13 protein-coding genes are annotated in these 16,235 nt (G+C 70.8%); 5 read left to right on the top strand and 8 right to left on the bottom strand.

Annotated features, from left to right (window positions below; all coding sequences use genetic code 11):
• Positions 1–9: 9 nt before the first annotated feature.
• The 4 genes from pcaD to pcaH are packed head-to-tail and all read right to left on the bottom strand — an operon-like array spanning position 10 to position 3,841.
• The gene (gene pcaD / locus IOD14_RS14140; protein WP_123994106.1) at positions 10–1,131 is read right to left on the bottom strand and encodes a 3-oxoadipate enol-lactonase; all 1,122 of its coding nucleotides are present in this window, start codon (positions 1,129–1,131) and stop codon (positions 10–12) included.
• Positions 1,128–2,459 (bottom strand): 3-carboxy-cis,cis-muconate cycloisomerase, encoded by a 1,332-nt coding sequence (gene pcaB, locus IOD14_RS14145; RefSeq protein WP_212670403.1) that lies wholly within the window; start codon positions 2,457–2,459, stop codon positions 1,128–1,130. Before pcaB ends, pcaD begins: the two co-directional genes overlap by 4 nt.
• The gene (pcaG, locus tag IOD14_RS14150) at positions 2,456–3,061 is read right to left on the bottom strand and encodes a protocatechuate 3,4-dioxygenase subunit alpha (protein WP_123994104.1); all 606 of its coding nucleotides are present in this window, start codon (positions 3,059–3,061) and stop codon (positions 2,456–2,458) included. Before pcaG ends, pcaB begins: the two co-directional genes overlap by 4 nt.
• 6 nt (positions 3,062–3,067) lie before the next feature.
• Positions 3,068–3,841 (bottom strand): protocatechuate 3,4-dioxygenase subunit beta, encoded by a 774-nt coding sequence (gene pcaH, locus IOD14_RS14155; protein WP_212670404.1) that lies wholly within the window; start codon positions 3,839–3,841, stop codon positions 3,068–3,070.
• A 279-nt stretch (positions 3,842–4,120) separates the two neighbouring features.
• Here pcaH and IOD14_RS14160 point away from each other — a divergent pair, with 279 nt between their 5' ends.
• Positions 4,121–4,585 (top strand): MarR family transcriptional regulator, encoded by a 465-nt coding sequence (locus tag IOD14_RS14160; protein WP_123994102.1) that lies wholly within the window; start codon positions 4,121–4,123, stop codon positions 4,583–4,585.
• Here the strand turns inward: IOD14_RS14160 and IOD14_RS14165 are convergent, their stop codons facing one another.
• Positions 4,586–5,617: a DUF3048 domain-containing protein gene (locus IOD14_RS14165; protein WP_123994101.1), complete on the bottom strand. Its 1,032-nt coding sequence runs from the start codon at positions 5,615–5,617 to the stop codon at positions 4,586–4,588.
• 188 nt (positions 5,618–5,805) lie between these two features.
• On the opposite strand from IOD14_RS14165, the gene IOD14_RS14170 reads away from it, so the two are divergent.
• A complete protein-coding gene (locus IOD14_RS14170; protein WP_123994100.1) occupies positions 5,806–6,996 on the top strand; it encodes a zinc-dependent alcohol dehydrogenase in 1,191 nt (396 codons plus the stop codon).
• 9 nt (positions 6,997–7,005) lie between these two features.
• On the opposite strand, the gene IOD14_RS14175 is transcribed toward IOD14_RS14170, so the two are convergent.
• Positions 7,006–8,067 (bottom strand): ATP-dependent DNA ligase, encoded by a 1,062-nt coding sequence (locus IOD14_RS14175; protein WP_123994099.1) that lies wholly within the window; start codon positions 8,065–8,067, stop codon positions 7,006–7,008.
• Between the two features lie 74 nt (positions 8,068–8,141).
• On the opposite strand from IOD14_RS14175, the gene ligD reads away from it, so the two are divergent.
• Positions 8,142–9,167: a non-homologous end-joining DNA ligase gene (gene ligD, locus IOD14_RS14180; protein WP_123994098.1), complete on the top strand. Its 1,026-nt coding sequence runs from the start codon at positions 8,142–8,144 to the stop codon at positions 9,165–9,167.
• Here the strand turns inward: ligD and IOD14_RS14185 are convergent.
• Both IOD14_RS14185 and IOD14_RS14190 read right to left on the bottom strand, forming a co-directional pair.
• A complete protein-coding gene (locus IOD14_RS14185) occupies positions 9,154–11,346 on the bottom strand; it encodes a family 16 glycoside hydrolase (RefSeq protein WP_212670405.1) in 2,193 nt (730 codons plus the stop codon). The two genes, ligD and IOD14_RS14185, sit on opposite strands and share 14 nt — an antisense overlap.
• Positions 11,346–13,841: a ThuA domain-containing protein gene (locus IOD14_RS14190; protein ID WP_212670406.1), complete on the bottom strand. Its 2,496-nt coding sequence runs from the start codon at positions 13,839–13,841 to the stop codon at positions 11,346–11,348. The genes IOD14_RS14185 and IOD14_RS14190 overlap by 1 nt, the downstream gene beginning before the upstream one ends.
• 198 nt (positions 13,842–14,039) lie before the next feature.
• On the opposite strand from IOD14_RS14190, the gene IOD14_RS14195 reads away from it, so the two are divergent.
• Both IOD14_RS14195 and IOD14_RS14200 read left to right on the top strand, forming a co-directional pair.
• Positions 14,040–15,059, top strand: a complete 1,020-nt coding sequence (locus tag IOD14_RS14195; protein WP_249126267.1) for a multicopper oxidase domain-containing protein — start codon at positions 14,040–14,042, stop codon at positions 15,057–15,059.
• Positions 15,060–15,074: 15 nt separating this feature from the next.
• Positions 15,075–16,106, top strand: a complete 1,032-nt coding sequence (locus IOD14_RS14200) for an ornithine cyclodeaminase family protein (protein ID WP_212670407.1) — start codon at positions 15,075–15,077, stop codon at positions 16,104–16,106.
• The last annotated feature ends 129 nt before the right edge of the window (positions 16,107–16,235 follow it).

A 16,235-nucleotide genomic window follows, 5' to 3' on the forward strand; every position in this document is an offset into this window, starting at 1 on the left:
CTGCCGGGGTCATCCTTCCGTCTCCTCCGCCAGCACCCGCTGGGCCGTCGCGAACGCCGAGTTCGCCGCCGGGACCCCGCAGTACACGGCCGTCTGGAGCAGCACGGCACCGATCTCGTCCGGGGTGAGGCCGTTGCGCCGTGCCGCCCGCACATGCATGGCCAGCTCGTCGTAGTGGCCGTGCGCGACCAGCGCCGTCAGCGTGATCATGCTGCGCTCGCGGCGGCTGAGCGTCGGGTCGGTCCAGATCTCGCCCCACGCATAGCGCGAGATGAAGTCCTGGAAGCGGGCGGTGAACGGCGTCTGCCGGGCCTGCGCCCGGTCCACGTGCGCATCCCCGAGCACCTCGCGCCGCACCTCCATGCCCCTTTTGGCGCCACCGTCGAGATGGGCGCGCAGAGCGGTGAGGACGGCTTCCGGGCACTGCGCGGGCGCCAGGTGCGAGGCACCCGGGAGTTCGACCAGCGTGGCACGCGGCACCGCGTCGGCGATCTCCCGCAGATGCGGCGGCGGGGTCGCAGGGTCCTGACGGCCGGCGATCAGCAGGGTCGGCGCGGAGATCCCGGTCAGCCCCTCCCGCAGGTCGAAGGAGGCCAGCGCGTCACAGCAGGCCGCGTACGAGGAAGGATCGGCCTCGGCGTGGTCGCGGATCAGCTCCGGCACGCTGAAGTCGCCCGCGAACCAGCGGGAGTTCGCGCTCTCCAGGAGCCACTCCAGCCCCTCCCTGCGGACCCGCTCGGCCCGGTCCTCCCACGGCTTGCTGCCGTTGAAGTGGGCCGAGGAGCAGATCACCGCCAGCGACTCGACGCGCTCGGGGTGCCGCACGGCCAGCTCCAGGCCGACCGCACCGCCGAGCGAGACCCCCGCGTACGCGAACCGCTCGACGCCGAGCGAGTCGGCGAGCGCCAGCACCAGGTCGGCGAGGTCGCTCACGGTGGCGCCGGGACCGATCAGGTCGGCCGCCGAACCGCCGTGTCCGGGCAGGTCCCAGCGGATCACCCGATGGGTGAGGGACAGCTCGGGCGCCACCTTGTCCCACAGGGCGTGCGAGGTCCCGAGCGAGGGCCCGAGCAGCAGCGCGGGTGCGGAAGCGGGGCCCTCGGCACGGTGGTTGAGGAGTTTCTCGGTCAACGTCGCTCCAGAGCGCGGTCGGTGAGGGCTCCGGCGGAGCCGGTGTAGCGGACGGGGTCGGTGGGCTCGTCGAGGTCGATGTCCTTCAACTCGGGCTCCTGGTAGAGGAGTTCGGCGAGCGAGCGGCCCTCGGTGTAGGTCCGCTTGGCGAGGTCCGTGAGCAGCTCCTTGGCGCGGGGCCGACCCAGCAGGGACGCCAGCTCCGCGGACAGCCGCTCGGAGACGATCAACCCGTGGGTGAGACCGAGGTGTTCACGCATGACCTCCGCGTGGACCCGCAGGCCTTCCGTGAGCTCCGCGGTGTCCCGGGCCGCCCCGCCGGTCAGCCGCAGCAGGTCCCTCAGCGGCTCCCACTCGGCGTGCCAGGCCCCGGCCGGCCGCTCGTCCTCGGCGGCGAGCGAGCCGTACAGCGTGGCGGCGAGCTGTGGAGCGCGCCGGGCGGCGGCCGCGACCAGCGTGGACCGTACGGGATTCGCCTTGTGCGGCATCGCGGAGGAACCGCCCCCGCTGCCCTCCGTGAGCTCGGCGATCTCGGTACGGCCGAGGACCAGGACGTCCGCGGCGATCTTGCCCAGGGCTCCCGAGGCGAAGGCCAGGCACCCGGCGAGGTCGGCGACCGGGGTGCGCAGGGTGTGCCAGGGGAGGAGCGGCGCCCGGAGCCCGAGCTCGGCGGCGAAGGCCTCCGTGAGGGCCCGGGTGTCCTCGGCGCCGTACACCGTGAAGGCGGCCAGTGTCCCGGCCGCGCCGCCGAGTTGGACGGGGAGGGAGTCCCGTACGGCGGTGACGCGGTCCCGGGCGTCCAGCACCAGCGACCGCCACCCGGCCGCCTTGAGGCCGAACGTCGTCGGGACGGCGTGCTGGGTGAGCGTCCGGCCCGGCATCGCGGTGTCGCGGTGCTCGGCGGCGAGCAGGGCCAGGGCCCGCTGGACGCGGTCGAGGTCGGGCAGGACCAGGTCGAGGGTGCGCGCCGCAACCAGCATCGTCGCCGTGTCCAGGACGTCCTGGCTGGTGGCGCCGCGGTGGACGTACGGGCCGTACTCCTCGCCGACCGCCCGGGTGAGGTCGGCGACCAGGGGGATGACGGGGTTGCCGCCGCCGCGCGCACGCTCCGCGAGGGACCGTACGTCGAAACGGTCCGCGTGGGCCGCCTCGGTGACCGCGGTGGCGGCCTCCGCCGGTGCGAGGCCCAGGGCGGCCTGCGCCCGGGTCAGTGCGGCCTCGGCGTCCAGCAGCGCCTGGAGGTAGGCGCCGTCGGCGGTCGCTGCGGCGGCGGGGGAGCCTGCCCACCCGGGGGCGAGCAGGCCGGTGTCCGGATCGGGAGAAGTCACTGGAACTCCAGGAAGACCGTTTCGCCTTCGCCCTGAAGGCGGATGTCGAAACGGTAGGTGCCGTCGCCCTGCTCACGCGCGATCAGCGTGTCGCGCCGCTCCGCCGGTACCCGGGCCAGCAGCGGGTCTGCGGTCAGGGCCGCCTCGTCGCCCGGCAGGTAGATCCGGGTGTACAGGTGCACCAGCAGACCGCGCGCGAAGACGCACACGCTGATGTACGGCGCGCTCTGCCCGCGCGCGCCCGGCCGCAGGGTCCGCGCGGTCCAGTGGCCGTTGGCGTCGGTCTGGATGCGGCCCCAGCCGGTGAACTCCACGCCGTTGCGGCCCAGGTAGCCGCCGCTCGCGGGGTCGCGCCGGATCGAGCCGTCGACCTGCGGGACGTTGCCGTCGGGGTCGGCGCTCCACAGCTCCACGAAGGCGTCCGGCAGCGGGTTGCCCTCGCCGTCCGTGATGCAGCCCTGGAGCACGATGGTGTCCGGGTGGCCGACGGGCGCGATGTCGCCGCCGCCGGGGAAGGGCAGGGCATGGCCGTAGAAGGGGCCGACCGTGTGCGACGGGGTCGGCAGCACGGTCTCGGGACGGCTGGTGTCGATCTTCGTCATGGCTGGTCAGCGTCCTTCTTCGATCCAGGTGGCCTGCGGTCCGTCGAGCACGATGTCCCAGTGGTAGCCCATCGAGAACTCGGGCACGGACAGACTGTGGTCGTAGGTGGCGACCAGCCGCCGGCGGGCCGAGTCGTCGGTCACCGACTGGATGATCGGGTCGTAGGGGAACAGCGGGTCGCTCGGGAAGTACATCTGCGTCACGAGCCGCTGGGTGAACGCCGTGCCGAAGAGGGAGAAGTGGATGTGGGCGGGTCGCCAGGCGTTGACGTGCTGGCGCCATGGGTAGGGGCCCGGCTGGATGGTGGTGAAGCGGTAGAAGCCGCTGTCGTCGGTCAGCGTGCGGCCGACGCCGGTGAAGTTGGGGTCCAGCGGGGCGTCGTGCTGTTCGCGCTGGTGGGCGTAGCGCCCTGCCGAGTTCGCCTGCCAGATCTCCACCAGCTGCCCGCGCAGCGGCCGGCCGTCGCGGTCCAGGAGCCGTCCCTCGACGGTGATCCGCTCACCGATCGGCTCCCCGGTGTGGTGCCGGGTCAGGTCGTTGTCGATCTCGGTGATGTCCCGCTCCCCGAAGGCGGGCGAGTGCAGCTCCACCAGTTCCGGGTCCTGGGACACGTCGATGCCGATCGGCGGCTGTTTCGGGTGCCGCAGCACCGAGGAGCGGTAGGGCGCGTAGTCGCGGCGCGGCTGGTGCTCGACGGGGGCGCCGTCGGCGAGCCGCTTCTCGTAGGCGGCGTGCTCGGCGGCGATTTCCTGGTCGATGTCGTGCTGGGTGAGGGTCATGGGGTTTCCTGCGTTTCGTTGACGTTCGTGGACGAGAGCGAGACCTCGTGCGCGGCCGGGTCGTGGACGTTCCTCATCGCAGGCCCTCCGTGACGGTCAGCTCGGCGCCGGTCCTGTCGGTGATCTCCTCGACACTCGCACCGGGTGCCGTCTCCACCAGTCCAAGTGCTCAGTGCACTGAGTATTTCAGCGAGGTGTTTCTTAAGCTGCCACTGTGGCAGCCTGACGTCAAGACTCACTACTCTTCAGTGCACCAACCAATACGACTCGGGAGCGCACATGGCCGCGGTGGACCTCACCACCCACCCCGGGCACCTCGCCCGGCGGCTCCAGCAGGCGCACTACCTGCTGTGGAACACGATGGTCTCCGAGGAGATCACCTCGCCCCAGTTCGCGGTCCTGAACGCGCTTGTCGCCGAGCCGGGGCTCGACCAGCGCACGGTGGGGGAGCGGGTGGGGCTCGACCGGTCCACCATCGCCGAGGTCATCAGCAGGCTCGGCAGGCGCGGACTGCTCGACAAGGTCCGCGACCCCCAGGACGGCCGCCGCTTCCTGCTGCGGCTGACGGACGAGGGGGTGCGCACCCACCGCAAGCTGACCGTGCGCACGGCCCGGATGAACCAGGTCTTCCTGGCCCCGCTCTCGGCCGAGGAACAGCGGCACTTCTTCGAGCTGATCCGCCGGGTCGCGGACGCGGCGGAGGGGCTCCGCAATCCCGCGGAACCCCTCCTCACCCAGCCCTGATCAGGAAGCCTTGGCCTTGGCGAACACGACCCACACCTGGCCCTTCGCGAAGTTCACGGGCGTGCCGTCCCCGGTGGTGAACCGCGTGCCGTCCGTCGCCTTCGCCCGCGTCCAGTTCACGTCGTAGGCGCGGCCGTCGCGCAGCACCTTGGCCTTCCCCGAGCCGACCGTCACGGTGTACGGCGTGTTGTTGCCGAGGAAGTCGTGGAAGGCGGACTTGCGGACCTTCACGTACTGCACGACGACCGTGGCGGGGGCCAGGCGCTTCCCGTCGGCCGTCACGTCGGGCCTGCCGTCCATGGAGACCAGCCAGCGCTCCCGGCTCTTGGACCAGGTGAAGGTGAAGCGGGCGGCCGGGTAGCGGACCGTCTCCGAGGTGTCCCTGGTGCCGCCGGCCGGCGCGGGGCCGTAGCGGAAGCCGGTCGTCAGCGCTGCCGCGCCCGGTGTGACGGGCACCAGGCGCTTCGGCCGCAGATAGAGGTTGTGGGGGGAAGCTTTGTCGGTGCCCCGGAAGTAGGCGTCGGAGGCCTGCTCGGGGGTCCGCGCGACCAGTGGCGCCCGGTTGATCAGGGGCATCAGCTTGCCCTGGGCGCCCGAGAACGCGAGCGTCGGGTCGTCGAACTGCCGCAGCAGCTCCAGGTCCGACTCACGGGCGCTGCGCACGGGGCCGACGGCCTTCGGCAGCTTGGTCGCGTACACCGCCATCAGGCGGCTGAGGCCGCCCTCGACCTGCTCGGCGTAGACGATGTCCGCGGAGTCGATGCCGGTCTGCGGACGCGCCGGACGCACGTTGTCGATCTTCACGGCGAGCACCGAGGGACGGTCCGCCTTCCCGCTCGGATCCGTGGCGCCCGGCGCCGAGGTGCTCGGCCGCGCCGTGTCGAACTGCCCGCGTCCGTCGTCGCCCGGGACACGGGGGCTGCCGTGTCCCGTGCAGCCCGCGGCGAAGAGGCCCGTGGCGGTCAGCAGCGCCGCCACCGTGCGGGCGCGTCTTTTGCGCACCCTCTGCTCCCTGTCCACCATGCCCACCATTCCCGCCCGTCTCGTGCCTTTGATTGTGCGCTTATAAGTTCATTGATGGCCATACCCGTCTGTTTCTGATTAGTCGCGTCGAGTACGCCGATCGGACCTGCATGCGCGGTTCGGCGGACAGCCGCCCGGGTACCCGGGCGCCGACCCAGGACCGACACGCGATGTGGTGACGGAGGGAGTGCCGGGCGATGAAGGCTGTGACCTGGCAGGGCAAGCGGGACGTGCGGGTGGAGGAAGTGCCCGATCCGAAGATCAAGGAACCGACGGACGCCGTCATCCGGATCACCTCGACCGGGCTGTGCGGCTCCGACCTGCATCTGTACGAGGTGCTGACTCCGTTCATGACACCGGGCGACATCCTCGGCCATGAACCCATGGGCATCGTCGAGGAGGTCGGCGCCGCGGTGCCGGACCTCGCGGTGGGCGACCGGGTCGTCGTGCCCTTCCAGATCGCCTGCGGCAACTGCTGGATGTGCATGACCGGGCTGCCGACCCAGTGCGAGACCACCCAGGTCACCAGCGAGGGGATGGGTGCCGCCCTGTTCGGCTACACCCGCCTCTACGGCGCCGTACCGGGCGCCCAGGCCGAGTACCTGCGGGTCCCGCAGGCCCAGTACGGACCCATCAAGGTCCCCGAGGGGCCGCCGGACGACCGCTTCGTCTACCTCTCCGACGTGCTGCCCACCGCCTGGCAGGCCGTCGCCTACGCGGACGTCCCCGAAGGCGGCAGCGTCGCCGTGCTCGGCCTCGGCCCCATCGGCGACATGGCCTGCCGGGTCGCACAGGTGCGGGGCGCCGGGCGGGTGTTCGGCGTGGACCTCGTGTCCGAGCGGCTGCGCCGGGCACGCGCGCGTGGCGTGGAGACGTACGACCTCCGGAGCTTCGACAGCGAGAAGGAGCTCGTCCAGGCGATCCGCGACGAGACCGACGGACGCGGCCCGGACGCCGTGATCGACGCCGTCGGAACCGAGGCGCACGGCAGCGCGGCCGCCCGCCTCGCCCAGAACGCCGCGGCCCTGCTGCCCAGGAAGCTCAGCGGGCCGTTCGCCGAGCGCTTCAGCGTCGACCGGCTCGCCGCCCTGCACACCGCCATCGAACTGGTGCGCCGCGGCGGCACGCTCTCCCTCACCGGCGTCTACGGCGGCATGGCCGACCCGCTGCCCATGCTCACGATGTTCGACAAGCAGATCCAGATCCGGATGGGCCAGGCCAACGTGCGGCGCTGGGCCGACGAGATCATCCCGTACCTGACCGACGAGGACCCGCTCGGTGTCGACGACTTCGCGACCCATCACGTGCCGCTGTCGGACGCCCCGCACGCGTACGAGATGTTCCAGAAGAAGCAGGAGGGCGCGGTCAAGGTCCTGATGCGGCCCTGACCCGGCTGCTCAGCCCAGGATCTCGTCCAGGTCGTAGCGCACCGGCTCCTCCAGCTGCGCGTAGGTGCAGCTGGAAGGGGTCCGGTCGGGCCGCCAGCGGCGGAAGCGGGCGGTGTGGCGGAACCGTGCCCCGTTCTCCATGTGGTCGTACGCCACCTCCGCCACCCGTTCCGGTCTGAGCGGCACCCAGGACAGGTCCTTCTTGCCCGACCAGCGGCTCGGCGCCCCGGGCAGCCGGGCGCTCTCGTGCGCGGCCTCCTCGGCCCAGGCCGCCCAGGGGTGCCCGGACACGTCCTCCATCCGCAGCGGCTCCAGCTCCTCGATCAGCTCGGCCCGCCGCTTCATCGGGAAGGCCGCGGACACGCCGACGTGCTGGAGCGTGCCCCGCTCGTCGTACAGGCCCAGCAGCAGCGAGCCGACGACCGGGCCGCTCTTGTGCAGCCGGTAGCCCGCGACCACCACGTCCGCCGTCCGCTCGTGCTTGATCTTGAACATCGCGCGCTCGTCCTGGAGGTAGCGCAGGGCCGGCGGCTTGGCGATGACACCGTCCAGGCCCGCGCCCTCGTACTGCTCGAACCACTCCTGTGCCACGTCGATGTCGGTCGTCGCCGGTGCCAGGTGCACCGGGGCGGTGACCCCCGACAGGGCCGCGGCGAGGAGGTGTCTGCGGTCGGTCAGCGGGACGTTCAGCAGCGACTCGTCCTCCAGGGCCAGCAGGTCGAAGGCGACGAAGGAGGCAGGCGTCCGCTCGGCCAGCGTCCGTACCCGCGAGGCCGCCGGGTGGATCCGCTCGGTCAGCGCGTCGAAGTCGAGGCGCCCCTCCCGCGCGATCACGATCTCCCCGTCCATCACGCACCGCTCCGGCAGCCGCTCGCGCAGGGCCTCGACCAGTTCAGGAAAGTACCTGGTCAGCGGCTTGCCGGTACGGCTGCCCAGTTCGACCTCCGCCCCGTCGCGGAACACGATGGCCCGGAAGCCGTCCCACTTCGCCTCGTAGTGCATGTCCGGCGGGATCTTCGCCACCGACTTGGCGAGCATGGGCTTCACAGGGGGCATCACCGGCAGATCCATGGTCCCGATTCTGCTGGGCGGTGTTGCTTTTCGCCTGATATGCGAGCTTCGCTCCGCGGGCCTACCGTGGCCGCATGGGTGACGCGGTGGAACTGGAGGCGGCAGGCCGGACCGTACGGCTGTCCAGCCCGGACAAGATTTTCTTCCCGGAGCGCGGCTTCACCAAGCTGGACCTCGCCCGCTACTACCAGGCCGTCGCCCCTGGCATCCTGCGCGCCCTGCGCAACCGCCCCACCACGCTGGAGCGCTACCCGGACGGTGTGACCGGCGAGAACTTCTTCCAGAAACGGGCGCCCAAGAACATGCCCGACTGGATCCCCACCGCCCACATCACCTTCCCCAGCGGCCGCAGCGCCGACGAGATGTGCCCGACCGAGGAGGCGGCCGTCCTGTGGGCCGCCCAGTACGGCACGCTCACCTTCCACCCCTGGCCGGTCCGCCGCGACGACGTCGACCGTCCCGACGAACTCCGTATCGACCTCGACCCGCAGCCCGGCACGGACTACGACGACGCCGTGCGCGCCGCCCATGAACTGCGGTCGGTACTGGCGGAGTTCGGCGGTCTGCGCGGCTGGCCCAAGACCTCCGGCGGACGCGGCCTGCACGTCTTCGTGCCGATCGAACCGCGCTGGACCTTCACCCAGGTGCGCCGGGCCGCGATCGCCGTCGGCCGGGAGATGGAGCGCCGGATGCCGGACCACGTGACGATCAAGTGGTGGAAGGAGGAGCGCGGCGAGCGCATCTTCCTCGACTACAACCAGACGGCCCGCGACCGCACGATCGCCTCCGCCTATTCGGTACGGCCCCGTCCGCACGCCCCCGTCTCCGCGCCCCTGCGCTGGGAGGAGGTCGGCGAGGCCCACCCTCAGGACTTCGACCTCGCGACCATGCCCGCGCGCTTCGCCGAACTCGGCGACGTGCACGCGGACATGGACGATCACGCGTTCTCCCTGGAGCCCCTGCTGGAGCTGGCCCGCCGTGACGAGCACGACCACGGACTGGGCGATCTGCCGTACCCGCCCGAGTATCCGAAGATGCCGGGGGAACCCAAGCGAGTACAGCCGAGCCGTGCCAGGAAGCCCGGTTCTACAGCTCCTTGATCCTGACGTCCCGGTAGGAGACCACGTCCGTCGTGCCGTGCACCTGGAGTCCGATGTAGCCGGAGGAGAACCGCCGTCCGTCGGTGCCCGGGTCGTCCGAGCGCGCCGGATAGAAGTCCTGGCCGCCGATGTTGTCGAACTCGTTGATCAGCACGCCGTTGCGGTAGACCGAGTAGTGCTGGTCGACCACCCGGATCTCGTAGTCGTTCCACGTGCCCTTCTGGGTGACGCCGGCACCGGCGAGCCCCACCCGGTCGAAACCGTAGACCGACCCGGTCTTGTACATGTCGCCGTCGGGACGGTCGAACACCTGCACCTCGTGCCCGAACTTGATGGCCGCCCACTCCGGCCGGGGCTCCTCCGGGTGGTCATGGATCCACGGGAACCGCACGAACACACCGGAGTTGGCGTTGCCGGTGCCCGGGGCGTCGTCCCGCCACTGGAGCTTGAGCGAGAAGTCGCCGTACGTGCGCTCCGGGAACCAGAGCATGCCGAGGCCGTCCCGCGTGGTGCCGGACGTGATCGACCCGTCGCCGTTCGGCGCGAACGAACCGCCGCCCACCTGCTGCCACTTGGCGAAGGAGGCCGCGCTGCCGTCGAGGATCGTGCGGTAGCCCTCGGTCTGCCCGGGCCTGCCGATCCCGGACTCGCGGGCCGCCGCGTCGATCGCGTCGTACTCCCGCTCGTCGAGGACGCCCTCCTTGAAGAGCCTGTCCAGGACCGTCTTCACGTGCTTGAGGAACAGCGCGTGGGACGTCCACTCCTTCTCGTCCTCGATCAACTCGTTGATCCGGCAACGGCTGTTGGTGATCCGGTTCGGCACACCGGAGTCGACCGTGCCGACGATCACCGTCAACCGCTCGTCGAGTTCCGCGCAGTTGGGGGCCGGGACCTGACTGGAGACCACGGTGAAGGTCACCGTGCGCGCGGCCGAGGTGTTGCCTGCCTTGTCCCTCGCCCGGTACGCCAGGGTGTGCGTGCCCGCCCGGTCGACGACCACGGGAGCCGTGTACGCCAGGTAGGGGCCGGCGTCGATCGAGTACTCGACACCGGCGACCCCCGAACCGCCCTCGTCCGTGGCGCTGACGGTCACCCTGGCGTTGCCCACGTACGCCCCGTCGGAGTTCCGGGTGCCGTCCACGGTCACACCGGTCACCGGCGGGGTGGTGTCCTGCGGGGCCGCCGCGACCACCGTGAAGCGGACGCTCTTGTCGGCGGCCACGTTGCCCGCCTTGTCGGTCGCCCGGTAGCGCACGGTGTGGGAGCCGACCTGGTGCACCATCACGGGCATCGTGTACGGCTGCCAGGCACCGTCGTTCACCGCGTACTCGATGGTGTTGACCCCGGATCCGGTGTCGGAGGCCGACACGGTCACGGTCGCCATGTCGATGTACGTCCCGTCCGGGTTCTGCTGCCCGCCGACCGTCGCCGAGGTGTCCGGCGGGGCGGTGTCGTCGGAGGGCGGCGGGACGACCGTGAACTCGGCGCTCCTCTCCTCGGAGACATTGCCCGCCTTGTCGACGGCCCGGTGGCGGACCTTGTGACTGCCGACCTGGTCCACGACGACCGGGGCGGTGTACGGCTGCCAGGCGCCCGTGTCCCCGATCGCGTACTCGATCCGGTCGACGCCGGAGCCGCCGGCCTCGTCGGTCGCCGTGACGGCCACGCTCGCGGAACCCACGTACTGACCCTGGGCGTTCTGTGTGCCGGTCACCTGGGCGCGGGAGGTCGGCGCGGTGGTGTCCTCGCCGGTGCCCTCGGTCACCACGAGGATGCCCTGCATCTGCCCGTGGCCCGGGATCGTGCAGTGGTAGAAGTAACGGCCCGGGGTGAGCGTGACCTCGGCCGTGTGCCGGCCGCCCATGTCGTCGTTGGGGTTGGCGAGGATGTTGAGTTCCACGTCGTTGTTGAACTCGGGATCGCTGGTCACGAAGGTCAGCGTGTGCGGCATCCCGGTGGTGTTGCCGGTGGCCTTGCTGTTCTCGAAGACGATCGTGGCCGTGCCGGCGACAGCGGTCGTCGGTGCGGAGTTGTACTTGGTGATGTCGTCGCCGGCGGTCCAGGTGAGGACCTGGGCCGCCGCGTCGGCCCGTTCGGGCCGTGCCGTGGACGTCGACTGGAGGCCGAGCATCATCAGCAGGGCGGCCAACAGGACGGTCAGAGCTCTGCGGTGGCGCATCACTGCCCTCCCCTTGCGAGCTGTCCGGCGGCCGGAGTGGGCCCGCCGCCCTGGTAGGTGATCCGCCACAGCGCCGACTTGGCGTCCGAGGTGAAGAACCCGCGCCCGTAGTCGAGGACGTAGAGCGCGCCGTCCGGACCGAACTTCCAGTCCATGAGGTTCTTGATGCCGTCGTTGCCGATCGGCACGATCTTCTTGAGCGGCTCGGAGTGCACGGGCAGTCCGCCGTCGCCGTGGTTCCTCGGATCGGTGATGACCGCGTTGCGTGGCTGGTCGGCGTCGTAGAAGTCGCCGACGAACCACTTGCCGTCCCAGTAGGAGGGCCACTTGACCGTGCTCGCGCCGGCCGGGTCGTAGCGGTAGACCGGGCCGTTCATCGCGGCCTGGCCGCCGCCCTTGAGCCACGGGAGCAGGTACTTGGCGTCCTCCTGCTTGTAGCTGGGGATGCCGTTCGCGTCCCGCGGGTAGTCCGGGGCGCCGCCCTGCGGCGAGTACCAGATGTTGTTGCCGGTGACCGGCGGGAGGTTGACCAGACCGTCGTTGTTGGGCGATTCGTTCTTCGGGTGGTCGCAGTCGTACCAGCCGAGCGGCTGGTTGGGGTCGGGCAGGTTGCGGTCCCGGTAGGGCTGCTTGTTGCCCATGCAGTACGGCCAGCCCCGGTTGCTCGCCCTGGTGATCACGGCGAAGGTGTCGTACTTGGCCGGGCCCCAGGTCGTCGAGGGCGCGCTCGCGTCGGGGCCGACCCATCCGGCGTACAGGATGTCGGTCTTGCGGTCGACGAAGATGCGGGCCGGGTTCCTGACCCCCATCACATAGATCTCGCCGCGGGTCTTGCCGCCGCCCTCCGCGGTCTCCCTGCCGGTGAAGAGGTTCCCCTCGGGCAGGGTGTACGTCCCGTCGGCCTCCGGGTGGATGCGCAGGATCTTGCCGTTGAGGTTGTTGGTGTTGCCGGCGGTGCGGCGAGCGTCCGCGAAGGAGACGCCCTTGTAGTTCGGCTGCGGGTTGTTGCCCGAGTAACCCCCGCTGAAGCCACTGGAGTTGTTGTCACCGGTCGCGATGTACAGGTTGCCCTTGGAGTCCCACGACATGCCGCCGCCCGAGTGGCAGCAACTGTGCACCTGGACCGGCCACTTGAGCAGAACCTTCTCGCTGTTCAGGTCCAGCTTGTTCGTCGCGAGGTCGAGTGTGAAGCGGGAGACCCGCCGCTCGGCCATCCGGGTGTCACGGTTGAGCCGGGAGTGCGGGGTGTAGTGCAGATACACCCAGCCGTTCTCCTCGAACCGCGGGTCGAGCTCGATGCCGAGCAGCCCCTCCTCGACCTTGACCAGCTCGTCGCCGCCGCCCTTGTTGCCGAAGACGGTCAACGCGCCCGCGAGGGTGACCTTCCTGGTCCTCGGGTCGTAGACGTGGATCTCACCCTTGCCCTTGCCGATGTCGGGGTTGTTCCAGTCGGTGATCACGGGCTGGGAGGAGTCGGCGCCGCCCCGGCCGATGTACAGGACCCGCCCGTCGGGCGCGGTGACCAGGCCGTGCGGCTCGCCGATCTGGTCGTTCTGGCCCGGCTGGTTGGGCTGGGTGAGGCGCTCCGCCTTGTAGTTGCCGTTGATGGTGGCCCTGCAGTCGGCCTGCACGAGCCTGCTGGTCCACAGCAGCGCACCGCGCAGATGGGCGCGGAAGTCGGTCTCGTCGTACGAGGACGCCGTGCCGCCCATGCCGGTGTAGAAGGACCGGCCCCCGTCGTAGTCCCGGCACCAACTGACGGGGTGGTCCCAGCCGTTGGCGCCTGTTCCCGGTTGGTACGTCGACTCGCGCACCCGGGCCACGGTGTGCACGTCACCGGACGGGTTCTTCGTCCAGTTGAACCACTGGTCGGGTCGCTTCCACTGCACCGGCAGATCCTTGGTCGCCGGATGCTGCCGGTCGCCCACCTCGACGGTGGCCCGCTGGACGGCCGTCGGACTGGAGGCGGCGGGGCGGGCACCGACCAGCCCGGTGAACCAGTCGGAGTACGGCTCGGCGCGGGCCGCGTCATGGACCCCGACGAAACCGCCGCCCGCCTCCATGTAGGCCTCCAGGCCGGCCTCCTGGTCGGCGTCGAGGACGTCCCCGCCTCCGGTCAGGAAGACGATCGCGTTGTAACTCCCCAGCGCCCGCTCGTCGGTGAAGACGCGGGGGTCGTCGGTCGCCTCGGTCTCGAACCGCTGGTTCGCCGGGCCGGACAGCCCGATCCTCTCGATCGCCGCGATACCGGCGTTGACGACAGGTGACTCGTCCCCGGCCGCCGCGGACCCGTAGAAGACCAGCACCCGCACGTCACCGCCGCCCGGTGGCGACTTGACGGACATCGTTGTCGCGGACGGATCGGGCGCAGGCAGCGCGCCCGCCGCCGGCCCGGACATCAGCCCGGCCGCGACGATCCCCGCGGTCAACGCGACCGTCCAGATCCGTCTTCTCGCGCTTCCTCCGCTTCTCGCGCTCAACCCTCGTAAGTGCATGGGCACCTCCTCGGTCACAGCAACAGCGCCATGGAAGCTAGACCCCTTTGCGTCACTCGCCAATACCTATGACCGGGATCGAACGAACTTTGTCCTGAGTGTGGATAAACGGCCGCGGGGCCGGTACCGTCTCACAGGTTCATCACAGGTACGTCTCCGCAAAACCCGTATCACGGTGGGGAGTTCTGCATGGGCGCACTGGACAGACGTGGCTTCAACCGGCGGGTGCTGCTCGGTGGCGCGGCGGTCGCGACATCGTTGTCGATGGCGCCGGAGGCCCGCAGCGACGCGGGTCCGGCGCGGGCCGCCCCGGGTGGCGGTGAGGTCAAGCGCATCAAGCTGTACGCCGAGAAGCTCGCCGACGGACAGATGGGCTACGGCCTGGAGAAGGGCAGGGCGACCGTCCCCGGTCCGCTCATCGAGCTCAACGAGGGCGACACCCTGCACATCGAGTTCGAGAACACCATGGACGTCAGGGCGAGCCTGCACGTCCACGGGCTGGACTACGAGATCTCCAGCGACGGAACGAAGTTGAACCACAGCGACGTCGAGCCGGGCGGCACGCGCACCTACACCTGGCGCACCCACACGCCGGGCCGCCGCAGCGACGGCACCTGGCGGTCGGGCAGCGCGGGCTACTGGCACTACCACGACCACGTGGTCGGCACCGAACACGGCACCACCGGCATCCGCAAGGGCCTCTACGGTCCGGTGATCGTGCGCCGCAAGGGCGATGTCGTTCCGGACGCGACCCACACGATCGTCTTCAACGACCTGCTCATCAACAACAAGCCGGCGCACTCAGGACCCAACTTCGAAGCCACGGTGGGTGATCGGGTCGAGTTCGTGGTGATCACGCACGGCGAGTACTACCACACCTTCCACATGCACGGTCACCGCTGGGCGGACAACCGCACCGGAATGCTCACCGGGCCCGACGACCCGAGCCAGGTCGTCGACAACAAGATCGTGGGCCCGGCGGACTCCTTCGGCTTCCAGGTGATCGCGGGGGAGGGGGTGGGGGCGGGCGCGTGGATGTACCACTGCCATGTGCAGAGCCACTCGGACATGGGGATGGTGGGACTGTTCCTCGTGAAGAAGACCGACGGGACGATTCCGGGCTACGAGCCGCACGAGCACACCCAGCGGCACACCGAGCAGTCCGCAGGGCAGGGGGCCGTGCAGTCCACCGTGCAGGGGTCTGAGCACCACCACTGACGGATCATTGGGCGCGTGACTCTTCTTCTCACGCGCGGTGACCTGGAGACGGTGCTGGAACCGCAGGTCTGCGTCGACGCTCTGCGGGACGGCTTCCGGACGGCGGACAGCGTGTCGATCGCCGGGCAACGGGTGCGCACGGACCTGCCGTTCCCCGGCACGGCCACCGCGCTGATCCCGGGCCTGCTTCCGGGTGTTCCGGCCTACACGGTGAAGGTCAACGCCAAGTTCCCGGCCGCCCGGCCCGCCCTGCGCGGGGTGATCTGCCTGCACAGCGGCACCGACGGCGAGCTGTTGGCGCTGCTGGACTCGGCGACCGTCACGGCGTGGCGGACGGGGCTCGCGGCCGCGCTGGGCACGCATCTGCTCGCCGGCCGGGGGGAGGTGGTGGGCGTGATCGGGGCGGGGGCGCAGGCGGAGGTCATGGTGCGGGGGCTCGCTGCGCTCCGGCCCCGCGGTGAGCTCGTCGTCCATGACACGTCCGCCGAGCGCGCGGCCGCGTTCGGCGTGCGGCACGGCGGCCGGGTGCTGTCCGCTGCCGCGGAGGTCGCCGGGGCGGCCGACATCGTCCTGACGGCGACCTGGTCGCGGGAGCCGCTGCTGAGCCTGGCGGACACGAGACCGGGGCAGCACTTCACGAGCCTGGGCGCGGACGAGCCGGGCAAGAGGGAGTTGGCGGCCGATCTGCTGGACGCCTCCGTGGTCGTGGTCGACGACCGCGCGCTCGCCATGCGGATGGGCGTGTTGGCGGGCGACGGGACCGAGGCGGCGAGCCTGGGTGAGACGGCGACGGTGGGTGAGGCGGCGACGCCGAGCGAGGTGGTGGCGGTGGGTGAGGCGGCGACGCCGGCCGGGGCGGCGAGCCTCGGCGAGGCGGTGACCCTGGGCGAGGTGGTGCGGGGCGAACACCCCGGCCGCCGGAGCGCCACGGAGCGCACGGTCTACGCGCCCGTGGGTCTGCCCTGGCAGGACCTCGCGGTCGCCTGGGCGGCGTACCGGCGGGCCGAGCGGGAGGGTGTCGGGCGGCGGGTCGACCTGTTGGCGTGAGGGCCTTTGCCGGTCGTCCGCGGCTGTCTCTGTGACTCTGCGCGGCTGTCCCTCGGTCGTCTGCGGCTGTCTGTGGCGGTGGGTGGCTGTCCGTCGGTCGTCTGCGGCTGTCTGTGGCGGTGGGTGGCT

It is taken from the genome of Streptomyces sp. A2-16 (assembly GCF_018128905.1).
Classification (GTDB): domain Bacteria; phylum Actinomycetota; class Actinomycetes; order Streptomycetales; family Streptomycetaceae; genus Streptomyces.

Coding starts and splice junctions, on each gene's coding strand:
- pcaH (WP_212670404.1), bottom strand. CDS start 3,841: ATGACCCTCACCCAGCACGACATCGACCAGGAAATCGCCGCCGAGCAC.
- pcaG (WP_123994104.1), bottom strand. CDS start 3,061: ATGACGAAGATCGACACCAGCCGTCCCGAGACCGTGCTGCCGACCCCG.
- IOD14_RS14190 (WP_212670406.1), bottom strand. CDS start 13,841: ATGCACTTACGAGGGTTGAGCGCGAGAAGCGGAGGAAGCGCGAGAAGA.
- IOD14_RS14165 (WP_123994101.1), bottom strand. CDS start 5,617: ATGGTGGGCATGGTGGACAGGGAGCAGAGGGTGCGCAAAAGACGCGCC.
- IOD14_RS14185 (WP_212670405.1), bottom strand. CDS start 11,346: ATGCGCCACCGCAGAGCTCTGACCGTCCTGTTGGCCGCCCTGCTGATG.
- IOD14_RS14160 (WP_123994102.1), top strand. CDS start 4,121: ATGGCCGCGGTGGACCTCACCACCCACCCCGGGCACCTCGCCCGGCGG.
- IOD14_RS14175 (WP_123994099.1), bottom strand. CDS start 8,067: ATGGATCTGCCGGTGATGCCCCCTGTGAAGCCCATGCTCGCCAAGTCG.
- IOD14_RS14170 (WP_123994100.1), top strand. CDS start 5,806: ATGAAGGCTGTGACCTGGCAGGGCAAGCGGGACGTGCGGGTGGAGGAA.
- ligD (WP_123994098.1), top strand. CDS start 8,142: ATGGGTGACGCGGTGGAACTGGAGGCGGCAGGCCGGACCGTACGGCTG.